The organism is Burkholderia crassaminum, assembly GCF_964265005.1.
Taxonomy (GTDB): Bacteria; Pseudomonadota; Gammaproteobacteria; order Burkholderiales; family Burkholderiaceae; genus Burkholderia.
Genome location: NZ_OZ183800.1, coordinates 2,819,922 through 2,842,989, shown reverse-complemented (window position 1 = coordinate 2,842,989; position 23,068 = coordinate 2,819,922). Strand labels below are relative to the sequence as shown.

The following is a 23,068-nucleotide window of genomic DNA, read 5'->3' as shown; positions in this document are numbered from 1 at the left end:
CATCGGCAGCCGTTCGTGTTTTCGAGCCGGTCCGTCAGACGAGCGGCGCCGCCTCGCGCGGCAAATCTGCCGCCGTCACGGCGATCGTGTCCGGCGCGGTGGCTCGCCGCGCAAGATGAATCCCCGCGAGCATGCAGCGCACCGATCCACCGGCCAGCTCGATCGTCGGCACGTCGAGCGGCAGCAGGCGTGCGGAACGCTCGATCGTCGCGCGCTGCACCGGCGTGAGGCAGTCGTACGCGCGTCTCGACAGCGCAAGCACACGCCCATCCTTGCCCGACAATTCCAGCGTATTGCCCGCGAAATTCGCGATCTGCGATGCATCGAGCGCGATCACCGTGCGCCCCGTTTCGGCCAGCCGTTGCGCGATCTCGCCACGGCGCCGGCTGTCGGCGATGAGTTCGAGGCCGACCATCGCGAACTCGGTCGCGACGCTCATCATCACGTTCGTGTGATAGATCGGGCGCCCGTCGGCATCGGCCGTATCGAAGCAGATCGGCTCGAAATTGAAGTGCGTGCAGAAGCGTTCGAGCGCGACCGGATCGGCACGGCGCGAGCGCGCGGTGTACGCGATTCGCGCGACGTGGTCGAGCACCATCGCGCCGGTGCCTTCGAGGAACACGTCGTCGTATTCGAGGCCCGAGTAGTCGATCACGTCCTGCACGCGGTACTCGGCCTTCAGCATCTCGATCACGTCCGCGCGCCGTTCGCGACGGCGGTTTGCGCTAACCATCGGATACAGCGCGATATGGCCGCCCGGGTGCGTCGAGAACCAGTTGTTCGGGAACACGGAGTCGGGCGTGTCGCGCTCGCCGTGATCGTCGAATACATGCACGCGCACGCCCGCATCGGCGAGCGTCTGCGCGGCGGCCGTGACTTCGTCGCGCGCGGCCTCGGATACCGAGGGCGTGTCGCCCGCGCCGCCGCCGGCCGTGCGCTGGAATGCGTTGTCGGCCGCGGTCTGCGGGTTCGGCAGGAAGCGGTGCGGCCGGATCATCACGACGGCGGCCGGCGCCTGGATCGATACGAGATTCATGACAGGCAGGAGCGAAGGACAGGAAAACGGACGGCGCAAGGCCGCCCGGGGATGACGGTCAGCGCGCGAACGCGGCGACGGCTTCGGTCACGAACGCCGCGTGACCTTGGGCGATCGCGGCCGGGTCGTCGATCAGCGCGAACAGGTTCTTCGGGTCGACGGCCGGCGGAATCAGCGCGATCTCGACGCCCGCGTTGTGCTGCTGCGCGAGCGCATACAGGTAGCGCAGCGCCGAGTAATCCTCGAGCGCGAAGCCGACCGAGTCGAACACCGTGACTTCGTCCGCGCGTTCGCGGCCCGTCGTTTCGCCTTGCAGCACGCGCCACAGCTCGGTGACGGGGAAGTCGGCCGGCATCTGCTGGATCTCGCCCTCGATGCGCGACTGCGGCTCGAATTCGACGAACACGCGGCCCGCATGCAGCACGCCCGCTTCGAGTTCGGTCTTGCCCGGGCAATCGCCGCCCACAGCGTTCAGGTGCATGCCGGGCTCGATCATGTCGGCGGTGACGATCGTCGCGTACGCCTTGTCGGCGGTGACGGTCGTCACGATGTCGGCGCCGCGTACGGCGTCGGCGGTCGATGCGGCGCGCACGACGCGCAACCCGGGATAAGCGGCGAGGTTCTGCACGAGCTTGTCGGTCGCGAGCGGATCGACGTCGAACACGCGGATTTCGTCGATGCCGAGCAGCGTGTGGAACGCGATCGCCTGGAATTCGCTCTGCGCGCCGTTGCCGATCAGCGCCATCTTTCGCGAATCGGGCCGCGCGAGCAGCTGCGCGGCGAGCACCGACGTGGCGGCCGTGCGCAGCGCGGTGGTCAGCGTAAGTTCGGCGAGCAGCAGCGGGTAGCCGGTATCGACTTCGGCGAGCGCGCCGAACGCCATCACCGTGTGCATCCCGCGCGCCGCATTGACGGGGTGGCCGTTCACGTACTTGAACGCGAACAGCGACGCGTTCGCGACGGGCATCAGTTCGATCACGCCGTCGCGCGAGTGACACGCGACGCGCGGCGACTTGTCGAAGTCGGCCCAGTGCAGGTAATCGGCGCGCAGCGTGTCGACGAGTTCGCGCAGGAACGTCGTGACGCCGGTCTTGGCGATCAGTCGGGCGGTGGCGGGAACGTCGAGGAAGCGGGTCATCGGTCTGTCTCCATATTCAGTGCCGGTACGGGTGTCCTGGCGTTCTGGTCGACCGGGCGGTGCATCGGCGCGGGCCTCGGGCTTCCTGAAAAGCGCGGCGCGGCGTGTTCTGCCGGTCGATGGAGTCATTATTTCCGTGAGTCGAGCCAACAAAAAGACAGCAAAAGTGGCAGATTTATCGATAGACTTGGCAAATTGCCAGCCAGTTCCGGCAATTTGTCCGATTGTGCTGGTCGGAATGCGCAGTCTCCGGCACGCTGGCGGCCGGCTCACGCTCAACAGGAAGGCCCGTTCATGATCACGCTCGACGACGTCGACCGGCAGCTCATCGCACTGCTGCGCGACAACGCGCGACTGCCCGTCGTCGCGCTGGCGAAGGAACTGCGCGTCGCGCGCGCGACCGTGCAGAACCGGCTGACGCGGTTGGAGAAAAACGGCGTGATCGTCGGTTATACGGTGCGGCTCAAGCCGGCGGCGGAACGCCACCGGATCCGCGCGCTGATGTCGATCGCCGTGCAGGGCAATCGCGGCGCGGAAGTTGTGAAGGTGCTGCGCGGGCATCCGAACGTCGCCTCGATCCACAGCACCAACGGGCGCTGGGATCTCGTCGCCGAGCTGCATGCCGATTCGCTCGAGCACTTCGATCGCGTGCTCGGCGCGATCCGGTTGATCGACGGGATCGCGAATACCGAGACGAGCATTCTGCTGTCGACGCACAAGGCGTGATGCGCGCGGCACCCGACGGGAGGCCGGGCAGGAAGCGAGTGCGCGCGACGGGTCGATGCCGGCCGGTTTCCGTCAGCCGAACGTGTCGATGCGTGCCCGCCAGTCGCTTCGCGAAAACGACTCCGTCAGAAACTCGACGAACGCGCGAACCTTCGGCGGTGTGAGGCGCGCGTGCGCGTAGTACACGTAGATCGTGCCGGCCGTTGCCGGATAGCGCGTGAGCACGCGCACGAGCCGGCCTTCGTCGAGATACGGCAGCACATGATGCGCGCCGAGCCGCGCGAGCCCCATGCCTGCCACGGCCGCATCGCAGATGGCATCCAGGTCGGTCAGCACGATGTGTCCGTCGACCGGGACGGTCACCGTTTCACCATTCACCGTGAACGCCCAGTCGCGCACGCGACCCGTCGTCGCGGAGCGCAAGCGGATGCAGTCATGGCGCGCCAGCCCGGCGAGCGTCGCCGGTTCGCCGTGCTTCGCCAGATACGCGGGGGAAGCCACCGTCAGCAACCGGATCGGCACCAGCTCGCGCGCGACGACGTTCGCGTCGTCCTCGACGCCCGAGCCGATCGCGGCATCGAAACCTTCCTTTACCAGATCGACGTGGCGGTTCTCGAGGCTCCAGTCGAGCCGGAGGTCCGGATAGCGTTCGAGAAACGCCGGCATCAGCGGCAACACGTACTGGCGTCCGAACCCCGGCGCGACGCTGATGCGCAGCGTGCCGGCGGGGCGCGCGTCACGCTCGGTCAGGGTTGCCATCGCCTGGCTCAACGCGTTGGCCGCCGCCGACGTTTCCGCGTACAGCCTTTCGCCGGCTTCCGTCAGCGTGAGGCTGCGCGTCGTGCGGCGGAACAGCCGCGTGCCGAGGCTGCGCTCCAGCTTCGCGACGTGCTTGCTGACGGCTGCAGGCGTGACGCCCAGCCGGCTGGCCGCCGCGGAGAAGCTGCCGGCTTCCACGGTCCGGAGAAAGCTTTCCAGCACACGCAGATCGTTCATGACGATTCGATCGAAAGCGTTGAAATTGATTCGACGCATTATGGACTATTCGGCATGAATGGGCGCGACTAGGATGAGGTCCGTCGTGTCGTGTTCCGCGGTCCGGCAATACGGCGCGCATTCCATTTGCGATCAGGAGGCACATCATGTCCCACACCATTCTCGTGACCGGCGCGACCGGGAACATCGGGCGCGAACTCGTCGCGCAACTGACGGCGGCCGGCGCGCATGTGATCGCCAGCTCGAACAGCGGCAGGGCGGTCGACGGCGTCGAAACGCGTCGCGCGGATCTTGCCGATGTCGCGAGCCTGACGCGTGCGTTCCAGGGCGTCGACACGCTGTTCCTGTTGCTGCCGTTGCAGGCCGACATGGTGACGCTGGCCGGCAATGCGGTCGCGGCGGCCAAGGCGGCCGGCGTCTCGCATATCGTTCGCTCGTCGGGCGCGGGTGCCGATGCCGCGTCGCCGGTCGAGATCGGGCGCGTGCAAGGCGAGATCGACCGGCTCGTGATGGAGTCGGGCATCGCATACACGATCACGCGGCCCAACTGTTTCATGCAGAACTTCGTGACGTACTACGCAGGCATGATTCGCGACGGTGCGATGTATCTGCCGCAGGGCGACGCGAAGGTGTCGTTCGTCGATGTGCGCGACATCGCCGCCGTCGATGCGACGATCCTGCAGCACCCGGCGGATCATGCCGGCAGGATCTACGAGCTGACGGGCGGCGCAGCACTGTCGAACGCCGATGTGGCCGCACGGATCGGCGCGGCGCTCGGTCGCAAGGTCGCGTATGTGGCGGTGCCGGACGATGCGGCGATCGATTCCATGCGCGCCGCGGGTGCCGACGCGTGGTCGATCGATGTGCTGATGAGCCTGAACCGGATGATCGCGGCCGGTCAGGCGGCAGCCGTTAGCGCCGATGTGCAGGCGCTGCTCGGCCGGGCGCCGATCGCGTTCGAGCGGTTCGTTGCGGATCACGTCGAAAGCTGGCGCTGAGCGGAGCCGACGCCGCGCAGGTGCGGCCGCCGCCGCGGCAGTACGCGCGATGCACGTCGGGGTCGCGCGTGCGGCGTCGTCGACGCATTGCACGGTCGATGTGCCGGGCGACACCCGGGCAGCTTATGCCGTCCGGTGTGCGTTGCCGTGTCAGGCGTCGATCGCCGGCTCCGGAAACACCGGCTCGCCCAGCGTCAGCATCAACCGGTTTGCCCACGCGAAGATCGCGACCGCGTGCGACAGGTCGAGAATGTCTTCATGGGTCAGCCCTTCGGCTTCCAGCGCGGCGATATCGCTCGCGTCGACGGTATCGGGCCGCTCCGTCAGCGCGATCGCGTAGCGGACGATCGCGCGTTCGCGCGCTGTCGTGCCGGCCGTCGCCGGATCGTTGAATACCTGTTCGATCGCGTCGGTGCGTTTCGCGAGCTGCGCGAAGCGCTGCGCATGCACGGACGCGCAATACACGCAGCCGTTCACGCGCGACACGGCCGTGCTGGCCAGCTCGCGTTCCGCGCGCGACAGCCCGCCGGGGCCGTACATGATTGCGTTGAATACGCCCGAGCGTTGCCGCAGGATCTTGGGGAGATGGACGAGCAGCCGGTAATAGTCGGACGTCTTCGCGTGCGGGTGGCTCGCTTCGAGCACGGCAAGCTGATCGGGCGTCGCGGCATCGAGCGAAACGGTGTCGAGCCAGGCGCGCCAGCCGAGCGTGTCGGACGTGAAGCCGTGGGCGGTCGTCGTCATGCGGCCTCCGCTGCGGCACGTGCCTGAAGCGCTTGCGCGGCGACGGCGACGCGCAACTGGTACGCGACGAACGCAACGAGCTGCGACAGCGCGACGATCGCGGGCGTCGTGAGTCCGGCCGTCTTCAGCGCGTCGAGATCGGACGGGCGTGCATCGACAGGGGAGCGCGTCAGCAGGCGTGCATGCGCGAGGATCGCGCCGATGCGTCGAGGCAGTGCGTCGAACGCATCGGCATCCGCGCGTGCGATATCGTCGAGCGTGCCGCCTGCGTCGATCAGTCGTGCGCGATAGGTCTCGGTCAATGCCGGCGCATTCGATTGGTGTGCGACATAGCGAGCCGCGTGCAGTCTTTCGATCAACGAAAGGTCGGGCAGCGCGGGATCGAACAGGGCAGCTTCGCTCAGCCGCGTATGAAGCCGCACCTTCTCGCGCGCGCGGCGCAGTGCGGCGACTGCGTCGCCGTCGCGCAGGCCGGCCACCGCATCGATCGTGTCCCGCGCATCGGCCTGTGTGATGGATTCAGTCATCGTTTGGGGTTCCCTTCGTCGTCAATGTGTTCGATGGACACTCGCTCATGCATCCGCGTCGTGCCATTCGTCGCCTTGCAGTTCGGCGTTCGCGTATGCGACGAGCGCGTCGTAATGGCGCTCGCGGTCGGCGTCGAACAGCCGGCTCGCGATGCCGCGCGCCAGCCGTTTCGCACCCGCGCTGATCGCCGGGATATCGCCGGACAGCTTGCCCTGGCTCAGGCTCGCCGCATGGTTGAAGCAATGGATTTGCGTGACGGCCGGGCATGTACCGGGCTCGCGTTCCTGGAACGCGAACGCCGGGCCGAGATCGGGCGACTCGGCGAGCTCGTCGAGCCACGTGCCCGGTGCCGGCCGATAGCGATCCTTCCAGCGCCGCACTTGCGAGCCGAACGACGCGAATTCCGCACGCGTCGTCCAGTCTGAATGAAAGCCCGTCGCGAAGATCAGGAAGTCGATGGTGTAGCGCCCGCGCGGTGTCGTGACGTCGAGGCCGTCCGCGTGTTCGGCAAGCGTCTCGATCGGGCTGCCCGCATGAAAATGCGCATGTTCGTGGCGCGATACGCGCAGCACGCTGTCGCGGGGCGGCGGCGTCTGTGACGTCAGCGCGTAGTGCATGAAGCGCCACTTCGTCGCGTCGTCGAGATCGGCGTAGCCGTGCACGAGGCCCGGGCTGCCGATGCCCGTCAGCTTGTTGATGCGCGGAATATCCGCGCGGCGGAAGAACAGGTCGACGCGCGCGGCGCCGGCTTCGAGCGCGGTGCCCGCGTTGTCGAACGCGGACGCGCCCGCGCCGACTACACCGACGCGCTTGCCCGCGAGCGCCGCGAAGTCGATCGGCTCGGACGAATGCGCCCAGCGCGCGCGTGGCACACGGTGCGCGACGGGTGGCACATAAGGGCCGCCGAGTCCGTCACGGCCGGTCGCGAGCACGACGTGACGCGCGAGCAGCGTCTGCGCTTCGCCGTTGCCGCGCACGTCGAGTGCGAGCAGCCCGTCGTCGCGCGGGCGCAGCGCGACGAGCGCCGTGTCGTTGCGCACCTGCAGGTCGAGCACGCGCCGATACCAGCGCAGGTAGTCCATCCATTGCGTGCGCGGAATCTTGTAGAGCGCGTCCCACGCGTCGCGGCCGTACTGCGCTTCGAACCACGCGCGGAACGTCAGCGCGGGCAGGCCGAGCGAGGGGCCGGCGAGCTGCTTCGGCGAGCGCAGCGTGTCCATCCGCGCGAACGTGACCCACGGCCCTTCGTATCCGGCCGGCGAGCGGTCGATCACGCACTGGTTGTCGATGCCGAGAAGGCGCAGTTCGGCGGAAGCCGCGAGCCCGGCCATGCCGCCGCCGACGATCGCGACGTCGAGCACGCGTGTGCCGTCAGCCTCGCGCGGCGGTACCCACGACGGCGCGGGCAGGTCGAGCCAGCGCAGGTCTTGCGCGAGGCGGGCTTCGAGTGCGCGGAGTGCATCGAGTGGTGTCGTCATGCGGCCTCCGGGCGCGTGCGGCGCGACCGTGTCGTGCGTTGCGGGCTTGAAGGACGTGACGGGCGTCCGGCACGCAACCGGTCGCCGCGCAGCAGCGCGTCGTGGGCGGCGGCATCATGAAAGATCACGTCGTCGAGCAATGCGCGTGTCGTGCGGTGCAGCGCGTCGAGCAGCGCATCGACGGCCGCCGTGCGTGCCTTGCCGGCCGGCGTCGCGACGCCGAACGCGAACGGGATGTCGACGTCGAGCGGACGTGCGACGACACCGTCCACCGGTAGCGCCACGCCCGTCGCCGGATCGACGATGCCGATCCCGATGCCCGCGCGCGCGGCCATCACCGCATTCAGCGACGCATTGGTTTCGATGAATACGCGCGCGTCGACGCGCGCGGCCGCGAATGCCGCATCGATCCGCTGGCGCAGCCGGTGCCGGTTCGCGACCGTCACGATGCGGCGGCGCGCGAGATCGCGCAGCGCGATGCGCGGCTGTGCCGCGAGCGGGTCGCCGGCGGGCAGCACGGCGACGCACGGTGTCTGCGCGATCCAATGCACGTCGAGCCCCGCATGCGCCATCGGCAGCGTGACGACACCGACATCGGCCGTGCCGGCGAGCACCTCGTGCACGACATGCTCGGCCGATTCGCTGCGCAACTGGTAGTGCGGCGCCTGCGCGCCGTCGGGCAGCGCGGCGAGCGCGGCCGGCACGAGCGTCGCCGCGAGCGAGGGCGTGGCCGCGATGCGTACGGGTTCGGCGGTTTCATCGCCGAGCGCCCGTGCGCGTGCCTCGATCGCGCGCAGGCCGACCAGCGAGCGCTCGACTTCCTCGTAGAGCAGGAACGCGCGCCGCGTCGGCGTGACGCGCGGGCCGTGCCGGTCGAACAGCGCGTAGCCGAGATCGGCTTCGAGCTCCTGGATCTGCCGCGTGACGGCCGGCTGCGAGCGGCCGAGCAGTTCGCCCGCGCCGGTCACGCTGCCGGCCGACATGACCGCGGAAAAGGCTTCGAGTTGATGCAGCTCCATGACACCTTCCGATGATGCGATTTGCGCATTGTAGAAGTGTGAGCATGCGTGATTCATATAATGATTTTTGCTATCGACAGCGCGAAAACTGCGAAGCGTGCGATTGCTGCCGCGTCCGGTTGCACAGGCATGCGCATCGGTTGAGCGTGACGACGCGAAGGAAACGCCAATCGAATCAACGCGATGCGATACATGCCGATGCAACGTGCAACGCGAGTCGAACGGATGACCGTTCGCGGGCGCGATCCGCGCCGCGCCGCGCACGATATCGATAGATGCAAAACTTCGTTGGATCGTTCTGAACCGGATGGTTACATGCCCTCACTCTTTTCGACTGACTGAAGGTGGGGGCGGCATGAACGTTTCGGGGAACGACGTACGCGGCGCATGGCGTCGCGTGCTGGGCACGGTGGCGGCGCTCGCTGCCGCATGGGGCTTGTCGACGGGCGGCGCGCTCGCGGCGGGCGTGTCGGGCGAGCCGGTGGTGGTCGGCGTGAGCGGGCCGCTCACGGGCCAGGACGCGCAATACGGCGAACAATGGAAGCGCGGTTTCGACCTGGCGCTCGACGAGATCAACGGCAGTGGCGGCATTCACGGCCGGCCGCTTGCGGTCGACTTCCAGGACAGCCGCAGCGACCCGCGCCAGGCAGTCGCGATCGCGCAGAAGTTCGTGGCCGATCCGCGCATCGCGATCGAGCTGGGTGACTTTTCCAGCGCGACGTCGATGGCCGCGTCGCCGATCTACCAGCGCGGGCAGCTGATCCAGTTCGGCTTCACGAACTCGCATCCGGACTTCACGAAGGGCGGCGACTATCTGTGGAGCACCGCGCTGAGCCAGGCCGAGGAGCAGCCGCTGCTCGCGCGCTACGCGGTGAAGGAACTCGGCTTCAAGCGGATCGCGGTGCTGTACCTGAACACGGACTGGGGCCGCACCAGCAAGGACATCTTCGCGAAGGCGGTGGCCGGGCTCGGTGCGCAGGTCGTCGCGGCCGAAGGCTATCAGCCGGCGGAGAAGGATTTCCGTTCGACGCTCGTGCGGATCGGCGCCTCGAAGCCCGATTCGATCGTGCTGATCTCGTACTACGCGGACGGCGCTCAGATTGTGAGGCAGGCGCGCACGTCGGGCGTCGCGCTGCCGATCGCGGCGGTCGGCTCCGTGTATTCGCCGAAATTCCTCGAGCTGGGCGGTGCGGCCGTCGACGGCGTCTATACGGAATCGAACTTCTTCCCGGCCGAGCCGCGCCCCGAGGTGCAGGCGTTCGTGCAGCGTTATCGCGCGAAATTCCATGCCGATCCCGATTCGTTCGTTGCGCGCGCATACGATGCGCTGATCCTGTCGGCTGAAGTGCTGCGCCGCTACGGCACGACGCGCCAGGCCGCGCACGACGGCTTCGCGAAAATCAGCGACGTGCCGAGCGTGATTTTCGGCAAGGTGCGCTTCGATCCGCAGACGCGCCGCGTCGCCGGTGCGCGTACCGTGTATCTCGTCGTGAAGCAGGGGCAGTGGGCGCTGTGGGACGGCGCGAAACCGCAGCTCGCTGCGCGCTGACCCTGAACCGCATGCAAGTGACGGACGCATCGTGATGGCTTCCTGGCTCGACTACACGCTCAACGGCCTCATCGTCGGCAACATCTACGCGCTGCTCGCGGTCGGGCTCGCGCTGATCTTCGGCGTGTCGCACCTGATCAACTTCGCGCACGGCTCGGTCTACATGGTCGGCGCATTCATCGGCTGGCTGTGCCTGACGCGCTTCGGGCTGCCGTTGCCGGTCGCGCTCGCTGCCGTCGTTGTCGGCTGCGGCGCGCTCGGCGTCGCGATCGAACGGATCGGGTTGCGGCCGCTGCGCCACGCGGCGCGCATCGCGCCGCTGCTCGCGACGATCGGCATCAGCTTCATCCTCGACCAGCTCGCGCAGCTCGCCTTCGGCGCGGACCCGCGCGCGGTGCCGACGCCGCTGCCCGACTGGCACGTGCGGATCGCCGGCGCGACGTTGGGCTCGCTCGACCTGCTGATCGCGGGCATCGGCATCGCGGCGGCCGCGCTGCTGTACGGCTTCCTGCGCTTCACGCGGCTCGGCTGGGCCGTGCGCGCGACTGCGCAGGATCGCGACGCGGCGCTGCAGATGGGCGTGGACGTCGACCGCGTGAACCAGACTGTGTTCGCGATCGCGTGCGCGCTCGGCGGCGTGAGCGGGCTGCTGGTCGGCATGTACTACAACAGCATCGATCCGGCGATGGGCTTCCAGGCCACGCTGAAAGGCGTGGTTGCGCTGCTGATCGGCGGGCTCGGCAACGTGCCGGGCGCGATCGCCGGCAGTTTGCTGCTCGGCCTCGTCGAGAGCTACGGCGTCGCGCTGTTCGGCACGAGCTACCGCGACCTGTTCGCGTTCGGGCTGCTGATCGTGTTCCTCGTGTGGCGGCCGAACGGCCTGTTCAGCGCGAACCGCGCGCTGCCGCCCGAGCCGATGACGGGCACCTTCCTCGCGGCTGCGAAAGCCGTGCGGGTGCCGCGGCCGGTACTCGTCGGGCTGATTGCGCTGGCGGCCGTGCTGCCGTGGCTCGGCGCGTCGCCGTACGTGCTGCAGACACTGACCAACGCGTGGCTGTACGGGCTGCTCGCGCTGAGCCTCACGCTCGTCGCGGGCACGGTCGGGCAGATTTCGCTCGGCCATGCGGCGCTGCTCGTGATCGGCGCGTATGCGTCCGCGCTGCTGTCGTCGGATCTCGGCTGGTCGCCGGCCGTGACGATTCCGTGCGCGGGTGTCATCACGGCCGTGCTCGGCACGCTGCTCGTCTACCCGGCATTCCGGCTGCGCGGGCACTACGTGTCGATCGCGACGCTCGGCATCGGCGAAGTGGTGAGCCTCGTGATCCTGAACTGGGACGGCCTCACGCGCGGCCCGCTCGGCATCGCCGGCATCGCGCCGCTGCCGTGGGCGAGCACCGCGCGCGCCGCGTACTGGTTCACGTTCGCGGTGCTCGTCGTGTTCGCGCTCGTGCAGGTGCGGCTGCTGCGCTCGCATCTTGGCCGCACGCTGCGCGCGGTGCGCGAGGACGATGTCGCCGCGCGTGCGCACGGCATCGCGCCGAACCGCTACAAGGCGATCGCGTTCGCGGTCGGTGGCGTCGCGGCCGGCGTGAGCGGCGGGATCGCCGCGCACCTGTACAGCTACATCAATCACCAGACCTTCGATTCGCAGGTGTCGATCCTTGCACTGACGATGGTGATCCTCGGCGGCCTCGGCAACGTGCTCGGCGGCATCGTCGGCGCGATCGCGCTGATCGGGCTGCCGGAGTTGTTCCGCTGGGCGGCCGATTACCGGATGCTGATCTACGGCCTCGTGTTGCTGCTGCTCGTCCGGTTCCGGCCGCAGGGCCTGCTCGGCACGGTGTGAGGAGGAATGCGATGACCACCACCAATCGACCCTTGCTCGACGTACAGGGCCTGACGCGCCGCTTCGACGGCGTGACCGCGCTCGACGGCGCGAGCCTGACGCTCGCCGCGGGCGAACTGCTGAGCGTGATCGGCCCGAACGGCGCGGGCAAGTCGACGCTGTTCAACCTGATCGCGGGTGCGGATCGTCCCGACGCCGGCCGCGTGACGTTCGACGGCCGCGACATCACGGGCACCGCGCCCGAGCGCCTCGCGGCGCTCGGCATCGCGCGCACGTTCCAGCACGGCCGCGTGTTTGGCAACCTGAGCGTGCTCGACAACGTGCTGATCGGCGCGCATGCGCGGCTGCGTGCGGCGCGGCCGGGCTGGCCCGCGCTCGGCGCGGCGGCCGAGGTGTGGCGCGCGCTCGTGCGGCCCGCGGCGGTGCGGCGCGAGGAAGCCGCATTGCGCGACGAGGCGCGTGCGATCGTCGCCGGGTTCGGCGAACGGCTCACGCCGCGCATCGATCATCCGGCACACAGCCTGTCGTATGCGAACCGGCGGCGCGTGGAGATCGGCCGCGCGCTTGCGCTGCATCCGCGCCTGCTGCTGCTCGACGAACCGACGGCCGGGATGAACGAGACGGAGACGGCCGAGATGCTGCAACTGATCCAGTCGCTGAAGGCGCGCGGCCTGACGATCCTGTTGATCGAGCACAAGCTCGAACTCGTGATGCGGGTGTCCGACCGCGTGATGGTGCTCGACAACGGCGTGAAGATCGCCGAAGGCGCGCCGCGCGACGTGCGGCACGATCCGCGCGTGATCGAAGCCTATCTCGGCCGCCGCCATGCTGGCGGCACGCCGGCCGATCGCGCGGCGCAGGCGGCCGCATGACCGCCTCTTCTTCCGGATTGCGAACCAACATGACCGACGCGCTGCTGAAACTCGAACACCTCGACACGTTCTACGGGCCGGTGCAGGTGCATTTCGACGTGAACTTCGAAGTCGGCCGCGGGCAGATCGTCAGCCTGCTCGGCGGCAACGCGAGCGGCAAGTCGACGACGATGAAGCTGATTCTCGGCTTGATGCGGCCGAAGCGAGGCGTCGTGCGCTTCGACGGCGACGACGTGACGGCGCTCGCGACGCCGCAGCGCGTGCGGCGCGGGATCGCGGCCGTGCCCGAGGCGCGGCGGCTGTTCGGCGACATGAGCGTGCGCGAGAACCTGCTGATGGGGGCGTACACGCGCGGCGACCGTACGGCGGTGGCGGAGGACTACGAGCGCGTGCTCGACCTGTTCCCTCGGGTGCGCGAGCGGCTGACGCAGCGCGCGGGCACGCTGTCGGGCGGCGAGCAGCAGATGCTGGCTATGGCGCGGGCGCTGATGGCGCGGCCGAAGCTGATCTGCATGGACGAGCCGACGATGGGGCTGTCGCCGCTCTACGTCGACAAGGTGCTCGAACTGATCGACGCGATCAACAAACAGGGCGTGACCGTGTTCATGGTCGAGCAGAACGCGAGCCTTGCGCTGGAGATCGCGCATTACGGGTACGTGCTGCAGACCGGGCGTGTGGTGCTTGAAGGGCCCGCGAAGGCGCTGCTCGACGACGAGCGCGTGCGCGATGCGTATCTGGGCGGGGAGGCAGTGGCGGCGTAGGTGGCGACATGCAAGGCTGTCGGCAACATTGACGTTCCATGCTGATCGGCCGATCGCATGAGACCGCTAGGGGAGTTTTGCTAGCAAGCGGTCGATCAACGACGGGGGAAGCGTGATGATGCCGTCGCCGTCCGAGGCGGCGGCGTCATACACGACTGCGTCCCGGTCCCAAGTCAGTCTGACCGGTTCGTCGCGGGGATAGCTGAACAGGCGCTCCGCCAGCAAGTTCATGCTGCTGGAGCGATACAGGCGCAGCACGACATTTTCACCTGGCCCATAACAATACGTTGCCGTGTAGCGTTCATCGTCCGCGCGTGATCGCTCCGTATGGCACTTGTTCAGCTCGGCCGTTCTGTTGCGGACGTCTGCTCGCCATAAATAGGGAATAAGAATGGCGACCAGTGCCAACGCAATTGCAGCGCGCACGAAGTGTTTCGAAGCGAGTGTCATGACAGGGATAGATAGACGGGGTATTGAAGGCGAATGATCCGTCGATCGGAGTAGATGAGGAAATCGCCACCGCGACGATGCCTTGCTTGCCAGGCTCTGAAATCCTGATTCCGAACCGGGTAGAGGAAGTTGTCCTTCTTGCGCAGATCGCCGACACCAACCGGATAATCTATCCACGGTTGACCAGCCGCGCTTGCCGCAAGCGTCGCGGGGACGAGATTGACGCTTCGCGCATTCCAGTGGCCCAAATACTGAGATGGTTCGCCCGGTTCGCTTCCGAAGGTGTAGTTATCCTTGACGTAGACAGATATGTGCGTGACCGCAGCCGTGGTCCCATCAAGGCTGATCTCTGCACGCTCGATAGCCGCGTATAAATTGAATGATCCAAGCGCGCCGGTCAGATCGTCGGGAATGCCGTCGGACTCGATCAGGCGCTTCAGGTACTGCCATGCTTTTTGTTCGAAAGTCCCTTCTACCCGGGCGTATTGAACATGAAAGTGGCGATGGATCGACTGAATGTCGTCGCCGCATACGTCGGAGACGGACAGGATCGGATATCGGTTTTTGTACGGCAGCAAGCGGTCGCGCATCACGCGTGACGCGGCATTGCTATAAATCGCCGACGAAGTGAGGTTGTCGAACTGTTCTTTCGCTCTTGCGTATTTCAATACCCACTCCAGCTTCACCGTCGTCGTGTCGATCATGTCAGGGGGATATGGAACACCATCCTGATTGATCCCGTTTCGCTCGTCTTCAACGGTCGGGGAGTAATTCAATCGCCCGGCGAACCACTTTTCCATGAGTGCCGCTGATACCGGCATCATGAGTTTGCGCATTGCACCGGGTATTTCCTGAATGTCAAACGGCTCGACCGTTGCGCCATTCTTTTGCGGCTGGGGAATGGGGGGCTTCGGTGCGGAAGGCGTATCGAGCCATTTTTTGAATCTGGAGTAGGTGTTTATCATGCGCTCGATGTCGTCGAGCATCTTCATGGCAGGGTCGGGGCGAGCTGTCTTCCGTGACCTCATCGTTTCTTTCGCCGCTGGCTTCGAATCGGGAATGGGCGGCAGGCGGTCCATCGAGAGACGCAATCCACGGACTATTCTGCATCCCTCATCATCTTCGCAGCGTATCCATTTCCAAAGCAGCTTGTTCGGCTTGTGATACGGCAACTTCTGACCTTCGACTTCCATTTGGTTGCGTTTCCTCATGTCGTGAGCAAAGTGCAGCGCGATTCGAGCACAATCGTGGAAATCGCACAAATACTGTCACGCTTTTGTAACACTTGCCCGATTGAGAAAATGCGAATACCTGTTCCTGTAGCGAAATAGAGCGGGTCATCGTTCTGCATGGACGAACCGACGATGGGGCTGTCGCCGCTCTACGTCGACAAGGTGCTCGAACTGATCGACGCGATCAACCAGCAGGGCGTGACGGTGTTCATGGTCGAGCAGAACGCGAGCCTCGCGCTGGAGATCGCGCACTACGGGTACGTGCTGCAGACCGGCCGTGTGGTGCTCGAAGGGCCCGCGAAGGCGTTGCTCGACGGCGAGCGCGTGCGTGATGCGTATCTGGGCGGGGAGGTGGTGGCGGCGTAGCGGGCGGGGCGCCAGCCTATCGCCCGGCGATGGCCGCGTTCGCCGCTTCGGTTTTGCGCTGAAGCCTGCGCGCGGGCTCCGTCCGGTGCAGATGAACGGCGTAGGTGTCCCACGGCAGCTTGATGTCCTGCCCCGAACGCGCAGCTGCCTGGATCATCAGTCTTCCGGCTTCGCCGCGATGATAGCCGCCGTGCGTGACGACATGGGTCAGCATCTCTTCGCGCGTCATGTATCCGTTGTCGCCGTCGGTGAACGCAAAGGGAATCGATTCGGACAGCATCCCGGGCGTGGCGGTTTCGGCATAGTCGAGATACCAGCGATCGAGCGCGGCGAAGGCCGCACGTAGTGCGTCGGGCTCCGGTGTGTCGGGTGTGTTGTCGGACACGAAGCCATGACGCTCGCCGCTCAGGTGCGCGGCGAAAATCCGGTTCACGACGAGGCAATGGTTCATCAGCCGCAGCGCGAGGTGACGCTCGTCGGCGTGTTGCACCGCGTCGAGCCCTGCGATGGCTGCCAGCATTTCGTCATTCGCCCACGCCTGATAGCGCAGCATGCGGGACAGGAGTGTGTTCTCGCTCATGGCCGTTTCCTTGTGGGGTTCATCTAATATGTGAGCTTCGCCACCATTATTTTCAGTCGGAGCCCGCATGTCCACTCGCGTTTCCGATGCCGCCGCCGTGATGCGGAAAGCCCCGCGCCAGGCGCGTTCGCGCGCGACGGTGGACGTGATCGTCACGGCCGGGGCTCGCGTTCTGGATACGCAGGGGTGGGCCGGATTCACGACCAACGAGGTCGCGCAGGTTGCCGGCGTCAGCATCGGCTCCGTGTACCAATACTTCCCGAACAAGCTCGCTTTGGTCGATGCGATCCGGCGCCGCCATTTCGATGACGTGCTCGCCGTGCTGCAGCGCGCGCACGACCGTCAGGCGAGCCTCGGGCGTCGCGTTGAAGCCTTGATCGGCGACCTGATCGCCGCGCACCGCGATTACCCGTCGCTGCACCGGGCGCTGCTCGATCTTCCCGATCCGGGGGGGGCGATGGACGCGTACGACACGTTCCAGAACGAGTATTTGCGCCGGTATGCGTTGATCGTTGCCGCCTGTCACGGGCGGGCGCCCGGCAAGGCCGATGCGATGACGGCGCAGGTGCTGTCTTCCGCGCTCGAAGGCGTCGTGCACAACGCGGCCCGGCGGGGGTTGCTGGACGATCCGAAACTGAAGCGCGAACTCGTCAGGCTGGCGCGCAGCTACCTGGAGCGTCCTCGCGATACCGCGGCGAAAGCACGTTCGTGAGCCGTGGAGAAAATAATAATGGACACCGAAATTCAGGGTAGATTGATGCTCTCCTGATCTCGAATGCCACGGGGGCTACCGCGCCATGTTGACGTATTCCATTCAGAAAACCGGCTACGACTACAATCAACTCGACCCTCAGGGCGCGACCGACTACGCGTCGTTCGCGCGTGCATTCGACACGTTCCCGTGGGCGGCGCAGCATGCCGAATGGGACGATACTCAGGAAGGCCCGTTGCCGGCCCTTGTACTGCAGCATGCCGACGATCAGCGGGAGTTATGGGTGACTGCGCTGAGCGACGCGCATGCGGACGGCTTTCAGTTGAATGCCGTCTCCACGCGGATGAAGAAGGGGCTGTTCGGGATCGGCAAGGAAAAGCCGGAGCAGCATGTCGACACGATAGACGTCGGCACGCGTGCGGAAGTCGACGCGTTGTGCCGGCTGTTCTGCGATCGACAGTATGAAGAACTGGACCGACTGGTCGCGCGGCATGCGGAGCGCAACCGCTTCGACAACGACGACGATTGAGCGCCTGCCGCGCACGACCCGGCACAGGTCCGTCCCTTCATGCCTGCGCGGCGCCGATCCCCGCCGCGCGCGGAAACGTCAGCACGACCGCGAACCCGCCCGCATCGGGAAATGCAAACCCGATGCGCCCGCCGTGGGCCTTCATCACTTCCTGCACGATCGCGAGCCCGAGGCCCGACCCCGTGCGCCGTTCGCTGCCGTCCGGCGCGATTCGCACGAACGGTTGCAGTGCGGCATCCCAATGCTCGCGTGGAATGCCGCGACCGTTGTCGGTGACGGTCAGCGTCACGGCATCGCCGCCATTGCCCTTCGTCGCGATCGACACGACGATGTCATCCGCATGCCCATGCAGCAACGCGTTGTGCAGCACGTTCGACAGCGCCTCCTGCAGGCTGATCGCATCGCCGTCGATCCACGCGAGCGGTGCGTCGCTCGCGAATGCAACGGCCACATCGCGCTCGCCCGCGAGCGGAATCGCGCGGCCGAGCACGTCCTTCGCGAGCGCGACGAGTTCGACCGGTTGCAGCGGCACGGCCTCGGTGCGGTGGATCACCATCGCATGATTCAGCAACTGGCCGGTGAGCCGCCCGACATCCGAGCAGGTCGCGCGCAGCGCGTCGAGCCGCGCCGCGTGGCGCGCCGGATCGGCTTCGCCGTCGAGTAGTTCGATCTGCGCATCGAGCCGCGCGAGCGGCGTGCGCATCTGGTGCGCAGCGTCGGCGATGAAGCGCTGCATCGCGTTGATGCGTTCGGCGAGGCGGCGCATCAGCCCGTTGATCGACCCGATGATGGCGTCGATCTCGCTCGGCGTGTCGACGACCACCGGCCGCAGGTCGGCCGGGTCGCGCGCGGCGATGATCGTGCCGATCTGCGCGAGCGGGCGCAGGCCGCGCCGGATCGCGAGGCCGCTCGCGCCGATCGCGAGCACACTCATCAGCACGATCAGTGTCCATACCTTGAGGCTCATGTCGTTCGTGAGCTGCTGGCGCGCATTGGTGGTCTGCGCAACGGTCACGAGCGCCCAGCCCGGCGTGCTTTCCTCGGGCATGTAGCGCGCGATGGTCGCGGTGCGGATCCGGTGCCCCTGGTACACGCCGTTCGCGAACGCCGGGCCCTGTTTCGCGGCGGCGAGCGTCACGGGGCTCGCGAGATCGTTGTAGCCGGCCACGACCATGCCGCGCGAATCGACGACCTTGTAGTAGACGAGGTCGTAGCGCGACAGCGTCGACAACGCGGCCACCGGCGGATTCAGCGCGAGCACGCCGCCCTGCACGTAGAGGTTTTCCGCGACCTGGATCGATGCGCCGGCGAGCAACTGGTCGTATGCGCGTTCGGCCGCGACGCCCGCGTAGTAGCGCGCGATCGCCGCGAGCGCAAGCGCGCCGGACGCGACGACGAGCGCGATGAAGAGCAGCGTGCGCCCGAACAGCGTCTTCGGGAACCAGTCAGTGCGCCGCAATCTGATACCCCATTCCGCGCGCGGTACGGATCTCGACCGAGCTGCCTTGCAGCTTCTTGCGCACGCGTGTCACGTACTGCTCGACCGCGTTCGCGGTCGGCTCGTTGCCGAAGCTGAACAGCTGGTTCAGCAGTTCGTCCTTCGAGAAGATCCGCTGCGGGCGGCTCGCGAGGATTTCGAGCAGCGCGAATTCCTGGCGCGACAGCGACAGCGGCTGGCCATCGAGTTCCGCGAGACGGCTGCTGCGGTCGATCACGAGGCCGCCGAGCGTCAGCACGTCGTTCGCGTGGCCGCTGTTGCGGCGCAGGAGCGCCTGCACGCGCGCATCGAGCTCGCGGTAGTCGAACGGCTTCACGAGATAGTCGTCGGCGCCGAGGCCGAGGCCGCTCACGCGGTCGTCGATCGCCGAGCGCGCGGTGACGAGCAGCACGGGTGTCGTGCTGCCCGACGCGCGCAGGTTACGCAGTACCGCGAAGCCGTCCATGCCGGGCAGGTTCGCGTCGAGCACGACGAGGTCGAAGCGCTCGACGCGCAGCAGCCCGTTCGCGGTCGCGCCGTCGGTCTCGAGATCGGCGGCATGGCCGAGCCGCGCCAGGCGGCTGCGGATCGCCGCGCCGATTTCGGCATCGTCCTCCACGACGAGAATGCGCATGGTGCCGTTTCGCAGATGGGTGGGTTAGGGGTTTTCCCGGGGCCGGGATGTCAGCATTTTCTCAGACTCGGTCGATAACCTGTGTCGAGCCGGATGCAGCACGCAAGGACGGCATTAATACCAGAAATATTCAAGGAGACGGCAGCATGCAGCATGACACGGGCACGACGAGCGCGCGGCGCAGCGCGACGCGGGCCTTCGCGCGGCCGTTTGCCGTCCGTCGCACGGCGGCATGCGCATGACGACGTCGCCGCGCCGCCGCGCGCTGATCGCCGCCGGGCTCGGCGTGCTGGCCGCGCCGTCGCTCGTGCGCGCAAAGGCGCGCACGGTCCGGATCTCGAAAGGCTATGGCGTGTTGTACCTGCCGCTGCTCGTGATGGAGAAGCAGCGGCTGTTCGAGCGGCATGCGGCGCGCCACGGCGTGCGCGATGTCGCGGTCGACTGGGTGCTGCTCGACGGCGGCAATTCCGTCAACGACGCGATGATGGCCGGCACGCTCGATTTCGCAGGTGCCGGCGCGCCGGGTTTCATCGAGCTGTGGGCACGGGCGCGCGGCATTCCGAACGTCGAGGTGATCGGCATCAGCGGGCTGTCGACCACGTCGCTGTCGCTGAACGCCAACCGGCCGGGCCTCGTGTCGCTGCGCGACTTCACGCCGTCCGACCGGATCGCGGTGCCCGGCATCCGCACGTCGCTGTCGGCGGTGGTGCTGCAGATGGTCGCGAGCCGGCAGCTCGGGCCCGCACATTTTGCGCGGCTCGATTCGATCACCGTGAACCTGCCGCATCCGCAGGCGATGCAGGCGCTGATCCGCCGGGAGAACGGCGTCACCGCGCACTTCACGTCGCCGCCGTTCTCGACGCTCGAGCTGCGGCAGCCGGGCATTCACCGTGTCGTGAATTCGGTCGACGTGCTCGGCCCGCTGACGCTCGACGTCGTATTCGCGCCGAAGCGGCTCGTCGATACCGAGCCGGCGCTCGCCTCGGCGTTTCTTGGCGCGCTCGACGAAGCGAACCGCCTGATCGCGCAGGACCCGCGCGCGGCGGCCGCGCTCTATGCGGCCTCGTCGGGCGTCGGCGTGTCGCACGACGACGTGATGCAGATGCTCGCCGCGCCCGACACGCGCTTCTCGGTGCTGCCGAACCAGCTGATGGACTACGTCGAATTCCTGTATCTCGCCGGCACGATCAAGGCGAAGCCGCGCGCATGGCACGAGATGTTCGCGCCGATGCTCGACGACTACCGGTCGCGTTGATGCCGCCGCTTCCTTTCATCGACCCACCCCGCACCCGCGCGATCGTCGCGCACGGCGCCGATTCAACCGATTTGCAACCGAGACGCAACCGATATGCAACCGATATGCAACCGATTCACGCAAGGAGCCTGAAGTGAACGCTACCGACACCCTGGACCCCGCGTCCGCCGAAGAGCAGCGCATCATGTCGAAGATGGCGCGGCGCCTGCTGCCCATCCTCGTCGTGATGTTCCTGATCGCGTTCATCGATCGGCAGAACGTCGGCTTCGCGAAGCTGCAGATGGTGCACAGCCTCGGGATGACGGAGGCCGCGTTCGGGCTCGCGTCGTCGCTGTTCTTCATCGGCTACCTGCTGTTCGAGGTGCCGAGCACGCTCGCGCTGCATCGCTACGGCGCACGCGTATGGCTCGCGCGGATCATGCTGACGTGGGGCCTCATTACCGTGCTGATGGGCTTCACGACGTCGATGCCCGCGTTCTGCACGCTGCGCTTCGTGCTCGGCATCGCCGAGGCCGGCTTCTATCCGGGCGTGATCTACTACCTGACGTTGTGGTTTCCGCAGAGCTATCGCGCGAAAGTGCTTGGCATCTTCACGCTCGGCAGCGCGCTCGCGAACATGCTCGGCTCGCTGGTCGGCGGTGTGTTGCTGAGCCTGAACGGCGTGTGGGGGCTCGCGGGCTGGCAGTGGGTGTTCGTGGCGACGGGCATCCCGGCGGTGATCGTCGCGATCGTCGTGTTCCGCGTGCTGCCCGCATCGGTGCGCGATGCCCGTTTCCTGGACGAGCGCGAGAAGCAGATCGTCGAGGCCGCGCTCGAACGCGAGAAGCCCGCTCAGGCCGAGCACGGCCAGCCGTGGAAGGCGCTGCTCGATCCGCGCGTGATGCTGTTCGCGGCGACCTACATGCTGATGTCGACGTCGCTGTACGGCGTGACGTACTGGCTGCCGACGCTCGTGAAATCGTTCGGCGTGTCGAGCAGCACGAACGGCTTCCTGAGCATGCTGCCGTGGGCGCTCGCGGTGCTGCTGCTGTTGTGGCTGCCGGCGAAGCTGCGCCGCGCGAAGAGCATCGTGCGCACGATCGCGATCGTCGCGGCGCTCGGCGCGCTCGGCTTCCTGCTGAGCCTCGTGCTGCCGTCGACGCCGCTGCGCTTCATCGCGCTGGTGCTCGGCGGCGCATGCATCCCGCTGCTGTATCCGTGCTTCTGGTCGATGCCGCCGCGCTACTTTACCGGCGCGCGGGCGGCGGCGAGCGTCGCGGCGATCAATTCGATCGGCAACCTCGGCGGCTTCTTCAGCCAGAACCTGATGCCGTTTGCCGGCAAGGTGACGGGCACCGCGTTCGGGCCGATGATCGTGCCGATCGTGTGCCTCGCGCTGCTCGGGATCGGCGCGCTGGTCGCGTGGACGCGCTCCGAGCGGGGGATGGTGGCGGCGCGGGTGTGAGGCGGCGCGGCCGGATTGTGGTCCCGGATACGTTGGTCAGGCCGAATGGCCGACTGCCCGCGAAAAAGCGGGTGTGCTATCATGCATTACATATGTAATACACGGAGTGTGCGATGAAAACCGCGACCATGCCGGCGCTGCGTGTCGATCCGCAATTGCGGGAGGCGGCAGAGTCGGTCCTCGAGGAAAACGAGACGTTGTCTGCGTTCATGGAGTCGGCGCTGCGCGATGGTATTGCGCGTCGCCGCCTGCAGCGCGAGTTTGTCACCCGTGGCCTCGCATCGCGCGACGAGGCGCGTCGTACCGGTGAATACGTCGATGCCGCCGACGTGCAGGCCGAACTCGAGGGCATGCTGAAGGCTGCGAGAGCAGCGAAGGCGGCTGATTGATCTATCGGGTCCGATATACACGTGCGGCCCGTGAGGATCTGGTACGGATGTATCGATACCTGCTCGAACGTGATATCGATGCAGCGGCGCGGGCTGCGGACGCGATCGAACAAGGTGTCGCCATGCTCCGAATGTTTCCGTTCACATGCCGCAAGATCGACGATGGAAATCCGTTTCTACGTGAGCTGATCGTGTCTTTCGGCACGTCGGGCTATGTCCTGCTGTTCGAGATTGAAGCGGCCGAGCAAGTCACGATTCTAGCCGTACGACATCAACGGGAAGATGATTACCACTGACGCGTGATCGACG

24 protein-coding genes and 1 pseudogene are annotated in these 23,068 nt (G+C 66.9%); 13 read left to right on the top strand and 12 right to left on the bottom strand.

What is annotated here, in order from left to right:
• Positions 1–34 precede the first annotated feature (34 nt).
• Positions 35–1,036 (bottom strand): citrulline utilization hydrolase CtlX, encoded by a 1,002-nt coding sequence (gene ctlX, locus ACPTTF_RS29770; RefSeq protein WP_423369315.1) that lies wholly within the window; start codon positions 1,034–1,036, stop codon positions 35–37.
• Between the two features lie 58 nt (positions 1,037–1,094).
• Positions 1,095–2,174 (bottom strand): ornithine cyclodeaminase, encoded by a 1,080-nt coding sequence (locus ACPTTF_RS29765; protein WP_282507693.1) that lies wholly within the window; start codon positions 2,172–2,174, stop codon positions 1,095–1,097.
• Positions 2,175–2,468: 294 nt separating this feature from the next.
• Here ACPTTF_RS29765 and ACPTTF_RS29760 point away from each other — a divergent pair, with 294 nt between their 5' ends.
• Positions 2,469–2,900 carry an Lrp/AsnC family transcriptional regulator gene (locus ACPTTF_RS29760; RefSeq protein ID WP_006479718.1) on the top strand — a complete coding sequence of 144 codons (432 nt, stop codon included), beginning with the start codon at positions 2,469–2,471 and terminating at the stop codon, positions 2,898–2,900.
• 72 nt (positions 2,901–2,972) lie between these two features.
• Here the strand turns inward: ACPTTF_RS29760 and ACPTTF_RS29755 are convergent, their stop codons facing one another.
• Positions 2,973–3,896: a LysR family transcriptional regulator gene (locus ACPTTF_RS29755; protein WP_166954701.1), complete on the bottom strand. Its 924-nt coding sequence runs from the start codon at positions 3,894–3,896 to the stop codon at positions 2,973–2,975.
• A gap of 146 nt (positions 3,897–4,042) precedes the next feature.
• Here ACPTTF_RS29755 and ACPTTF_RS29750 point away from each other — a divergent pair, with 146 nt between their 5' ends.
• A complete protein-coding gene (locus ACPTTF_RS29750) occupies positions 4,043–4,894 on the top strand; it encodes an NmrA family NAD(P)-binding protein (protein ID WP_423369314.1) in 852 nt (283 codons plus the stop codon).
• A gap of 150 nt (positions 4,895–5,044) precedes the next feature.
• Here the strand turns inward: ACPTTF_RS29750 and ACPTTF_RS29745 are convergent, their stop codons facing one another.
• From ACPTTF_RS29745 to ACPTTF_RS29730, 4 genes are read right to left on the bottom strand one after another with little or no spacing between them, the layout of a single operon-like run.
• Entirely contained in the window at positions 5,045–5,638 is a 594-nt protein-coding gene (locus tag ACPTTF_RS29745; protein ID WP_423369313.1) for a peroxidase-related enzyme, read from the bottom strand.
• Entirely contained in the window at positions 5,635–6,165 is a 531-nt protein-coding gene (locus ACPTTF_RS29740) for a CMD domain-containing protein (RefSeq protein WP_423369312.1), read from the bottom strand. Before ACPTTF_RS29740 ends, ACPTTF_RS29745 begins: the two co-directional genes overlap by 4 nt.
• A 45-nt stretch (positions 6,166–6,210) precedes the next feature.
• Complete coding sequence (locus ACPTTF_RS29735) at positions 6,211–7,644, bottom strand: NAD(P)-binding domain-containing protein (protein ID WP_423369311.1); 1,434 nt, start codon at positions 7,642–7,644, stop codon at positions 6,211–6,213.
• Positions 7,641–8,663, bottom strand: a complete 1,023-nt coding sequence (locus ACPTTF_RS29730; protein WP_423369310.1) for a LysR substrate-binding domain-containing protein — start codon at positions 8,661–8,663, stop codon at positions 7,641–7,643. The genes ACPTTF_RS29735 and ACPTTF_RS29730 overlap by 4 nt, the downstream gene beginning before the upstream one ends.
• A 355-nt stretch (positions 8,664–9,018) precedes the next feature.
• Here ACPTTF_RS29730 and ACPTTF_RS29725 point away from each other — a divergent pair, with 355 nt between their 5' ends.
• From ACPTTF_RS29725 to ACPTTF_RS29710, 4 genes are read left to right on the top strand one after another with little or no spacing between them, the layout of a single operon-like run.
• Positions 9,019–10,212 (top strand): ABC transporter substrate-binding protein, encoded by a 1,194-nt coding sequence (locus ACPTTF_RS29725; protein WP_423369309.1) that lies wholly within the window; start codon positions 9,019–9,021, stop codon positions 10,210–10,212.
• 34 nt (positions 10,213–10,246) lie between these two features.
• Positions 10,247–12,058: an ABC transporter permease gene (locus ACPTTF_RS29720; protein WP_423369308.1), complete on the top strand. Its 1,812-nt coding sequence runs from the start codon at positions 10,247–10,249 to the stop codon at positions 12,056–12,058.
• Positions 12,059–12,069: 11 nt separating this feature from the next.
• Complete coding sequence (locus ACPTTF_RS29715) at positions 12,070–12,930, top strand: ABC transporter ATP-binding protein (protein ID WP_423369307.1); 861 nt, start codon at positions 12,070–12,072, stop codon at positions 12,928–12,930.
• Entirely contained in the window at positions 12,927–13,691 is a 765-nt protein-coding gene (locus ACPTTF_RS29710; protein ID WP_423369306.1) for an ABC transporter ATP-binding protein, read from the top strand. Before ACPTTF_RS29715 ends, ACPTTF_RS29710 begins: the two co-directional genes overlap by 4 nt.
• A 66-nt stretch (positions 13,692–13,757) precedes the next feature.
• Here ACPTTF_RS29710 and ACPTTF_RS29705 read toward each other — a convergent pair whose 3' ends face one another.
• Both ACPTTF_RS29705 and ACPTTF_RS29700 read right to left on the bottom strand, forming a co-directional pair.
• Positions 13,758–14,141 carry a hypothetical protein gene (locus tag ACPTTF_RS29705; protein WP_423369305.1) on the bottom strand — a complete coding sequence of 128 codons (384 nt, stop codon included), beginning with the start codon at positions 14,139–14,141 and terminating at the stop codon, positions 13,758–13,760.
• Positions 14,138–15,334: a DUF6402 family protein gene (locus ACPTTF_RS29700; protein WP_423369304.1), complete on the bottom strand. Its 1,197-nt coding sequence runs from the start codon at positions 15,332–15,334 to the stop codon at positions 14,138–14,140. The genes ACPTTF_RS29705 and ACPTTF_RS29700 overlap by 4 nt, the downstream gene beginning before the upstream one ends.
• Before the next feature lie 153 nt (positions 15,335–15,487).
• On the opposite strand from ACPTTF_RS29700, the pseudogene ACPTTF_RS29695 reads away from it, so the two are divergent.
• Positions 15,488–15,739, top strand: a pseudogene (locus tag ACPTTF_RS29695) (ABC transporter ATP-binding protein); the annotation flags it as partial.
• A gap of 16 nt (positions 15,740–15,755) precedes the next feature.
• Here the strand turns inward: ACPTTF_RS29695 and ACPTTF_RS29690 are convergent.
• Entirely contained in the window at positions 15,756–16,475 is a 720-nt protein-coding gene (locus ACPTTF_RS29690) for a DinB family protein (protein WP_423369303.1), read from the bottom strand.
• On the opposite strand from ACPTTF_RS29690, the gene ACPTTF_RS29685 reads away from it, so the two are divergent.
• Positions 16,387–17,031 (top strand): TetR/AcrR family transcriptional regulator, encoded by a 645-nt coding sequence (locus ACPTTF_RS29685; RefSeq protein ID WP_423369302.1) that lies wholly within the window; start codon positions 16,387–16,389, stop codon positions 17,029–17,031. The genes ACPTTF_RS29690 and ACPTTF_RS29685 overlap by 89 nt on opposite strands.
• 85 nt (positions 17,032–17,116) lie before the next feature.
• A complete protein-coding gene (locus tag ACPTTF_RS29680) occupies positions 17,117–17,560 on the top strand; it encodes a hypothetical protein (protein WP_423369301.1) in 444 nt (147 codons plus the stop codon).
• A gap of 37 nt (positions 17,561–17,597) precedes the next feature.
• Here ACPTTF_RS29680 and ACPTTF_RS29675 read toward each other — a convergent pair whose 3' ends face one another.
• Both ACPTTF_RS29675 and ACPTTF_RS29670 read right to left on the bottom strand, forming a co-directional pair.
• Positions 17,598–19,019 (bottom strand): sensor histidine kinase, encoded by a 1,422-nt coding sequence (locus ACPTTF_RS29675; protein WP_423369300.1) that lies wholly within the window; start codon positions 19,017–19,019, stop codon positions 17,598–17,600.
• A complete protein-coding gene (locus tag ACPTTF_RS29670; RefSeq protein ID WP_166954685.1) occupies positions 19,006–19,671 on the bottom strand; it encodes a response regulator transcription factor in 666 nt (221 codons plus the stop codon). The genes ACPTTF_RS29675 and ACPTTF_RS29670 overlap by 14 nt, the downstream gene beginning before the upstream one ends.
• A 238-nt stretch (positions 19,672–19,909) precedes the next feature.
• On the opposite strand from ACPTTF_RS29670, the gene ACPTTF_RS29665 reads away from it, so the two are divergent.
• The 4 genes from ACPTTF_RS29665 to ACPTTF_RS29650 all read left to right on the top strand — a co-directional run bounded on the left by ACPTTF_RS29665 (position 19,910) and on the right by ACPTTF_RS29650 (position 23,055).
• Positions 19,910–20,926: an ABC transporter substrate-binding protein gene (locus tag ACPTTF_RS29665; RefSeq protein ID WP_423369299.1), complete on the top strand. Its 1,017-nt coding sequence runs from the start codon at positions 19,910–19,912 to the stop codon at positions 20,924–20,926.
• A gap of 133 nt (positions 20,927–21,059) precedes the next feature.
• Entirely contained in the window at positions 21,060–22,370 is a 1,311-nt protein-coding gene (locus tag ACPTTF_RS29660; RefSeq protein WP_423369298.1) for an MFS transporter, read from the top strand.
• Between the two features lie 113 nt (positions 22,371–22,483).
• Complete coding sequence (locus ACPTTF_RS29655; protein WP_111939050.1) at positions 22,484–22,759, top strand: YlcI/YnfO family protein; 276 nt, start codon at positions 22,484–22,486, stop codon at positions 22,757–22,759.
• Positions 22,756–23,055 (top strand): type II toxin-antitoxin system RelE/ParE family toxin, encoded by a 300-nt coding sequence (locus ACPTTF_RS29650; protein ID WP_081062380.1) that lies wholly within the window; start codon positions 22,756–22,758, stop codon positions 23,053–23,055. The genes ACPTTF_RS29655 and ACPTTF_RS29650 overlap by 4 nt, the downstream gene beginning before the upstream one ends.
• Positions 23,056–23,068 lie beyond the last annotated feature (13 nt).

Excerpts from the sequence above, each read along its gene's own strand:
- ctlX (WP_423369315.1), bottom strand. The coding sequence starts at position 1,036 with ATGAATCTCGTATCGATCCAGGCGCCGGCCGCCGTCGTGATGATCCGG.
- ACPTTF_RS29765 (WP_282507693.1), bottom strand. The coding sequence starts at position 2,174 with ATGACCCGCTTCCTCGACGTTCCCGCCACCGCCCGACTGATCGCCAAG.
- ACPTTF_RS29760 (WP_006479718.1), top strand. The coding sequence starts at position 2,469 with ATGATCACGCTCGACGACGTCGACCGGCAGCTCATCGCACTGCTGCGC.
- ACPTTF_RS29755 (WP_166954701.1), bottom strand. The coding sequence starts at position 3,896 with ATGAACGATCTGCGTGTGCTGGAAAGCTTTCTCCGGACCGTGGAAGCC.
- ACPTTF_RS29750 (WP_423369314.1), top strand. The coding sequence starts at position 4,043 with ATGTCCCACACCATTCTCGTGACCGGCGCGACCGGGAACATCGGGCGC.
- ACPTTF_RS29745 (WP_423369313.1), bottom strand. The coding sequence starts at position 5,638 with ATGACGACGACCGCCCACGGCTTCACGTCCGACACGCTCGGCTGGCGC.
- ACPTTF_RS29740 (WP_423369312.1), bottom strand. The coding sequence starts at position 6,165 with ATGACTGAATCCATCACACAGGCCGATGCGCGGGACACGATCGATGCG.
- ACPTTF_RS29735 (WP_423369311.1), bottom strand. The coding sequence starts at position 7,644 with ATGACGACACCACTCGATGCACTCCGCGCACTCGAAGCCCGCCTCGCG.
- ACPTTF_RS29730 (WP_423369310.1), bottom strand. The coding sequence starts at position 8,663 with ATGGAGCTGCATCAACTCGAAGCCTTTTCCGCGGTCATGTCGGCCGGC.
- ACPTTF_RS29725 (WP_423369309.1), top strand. The coding sequence starts at position 9,019 with ATGAACGTTTCGGGGAACGACGTACGCGGCGCATGGCGTCGCGTGCTG.
- ACPTTF_RS29720 (WP_423369308.1), top strand. The coding sequence starts at position 10,247 with ATGGCTTCCTGGCTCGACTACACGCTCAACGGCCTCATCGTCGGCAAC.
- ACPTTF_RS29715 (WP_423369307.1), top strand. The coding sequence starts at position 12,070 with ATGACCACCACCAATCGACCCTTGCTCGACGTACAGGGCCTGACGCGC.
- ACPTTF_RS29710 (WP_423369306.1), top strand. The coding sequence starts at position 12,927 with ATGACCGCCTCTTCTTCCGGATTGCGAACCAACATGACCGACGCGCTG.
- ACPTTF_RS29705 (WP_423369305.1), bottom strand. The coding sequence starts at position 14,141 with ATGACACTCGCTTCGAAACACTTCGTGCGCGCTGCAATTGCGTTGGCA.
- ACPTTF_RS29700 (WP_423369304.1), bottom strand. The coding sequence starts at position 15,334 with ATGGAAGTCGAAGGTCAGAAGTTGCCGTATCACAAGCCGAACAAGCTG.
- ACPTTF_RS29685 (WP_423369302.1), top strand. The coding sequence starts at position 16,387 with ATGTCCACTCGCGTTTCCGATGCCGCCGCCGTGATGCGGAAAGCCCCG.
- ACPTTF_RS29680 (WP_423369301.1), top strand. The coding sequence starts at position 17,117 with ATGTTGACGTATTCCATTCAGAAAACCGGCTACGACTACAATCAACTC.
- ACPTTF_RS29670 (WP_166954685.1), bottom strand. The coding sequence starts at position 19,671 with ATGCGCATTCTCGTCGTGGAGGACGATGCCGAAATCGGCGCGGCGATC.
- ACPTTF_RS29665 (WP_423369299.1), top strand. The coding sequence starts at position 19,910 with ATGACGACGTCGCCGCGCCGCCGCGCGCTGATCGCCGCCGGGCTCGGC.
- ACPTTF_RS29655 (WP_111939050.1), top strand. The coding sequence starts at position 22,484 with ATGAAAACCGCGACCATGCCGGCGCTGCGTGTCGATCCGCAATTGCGG.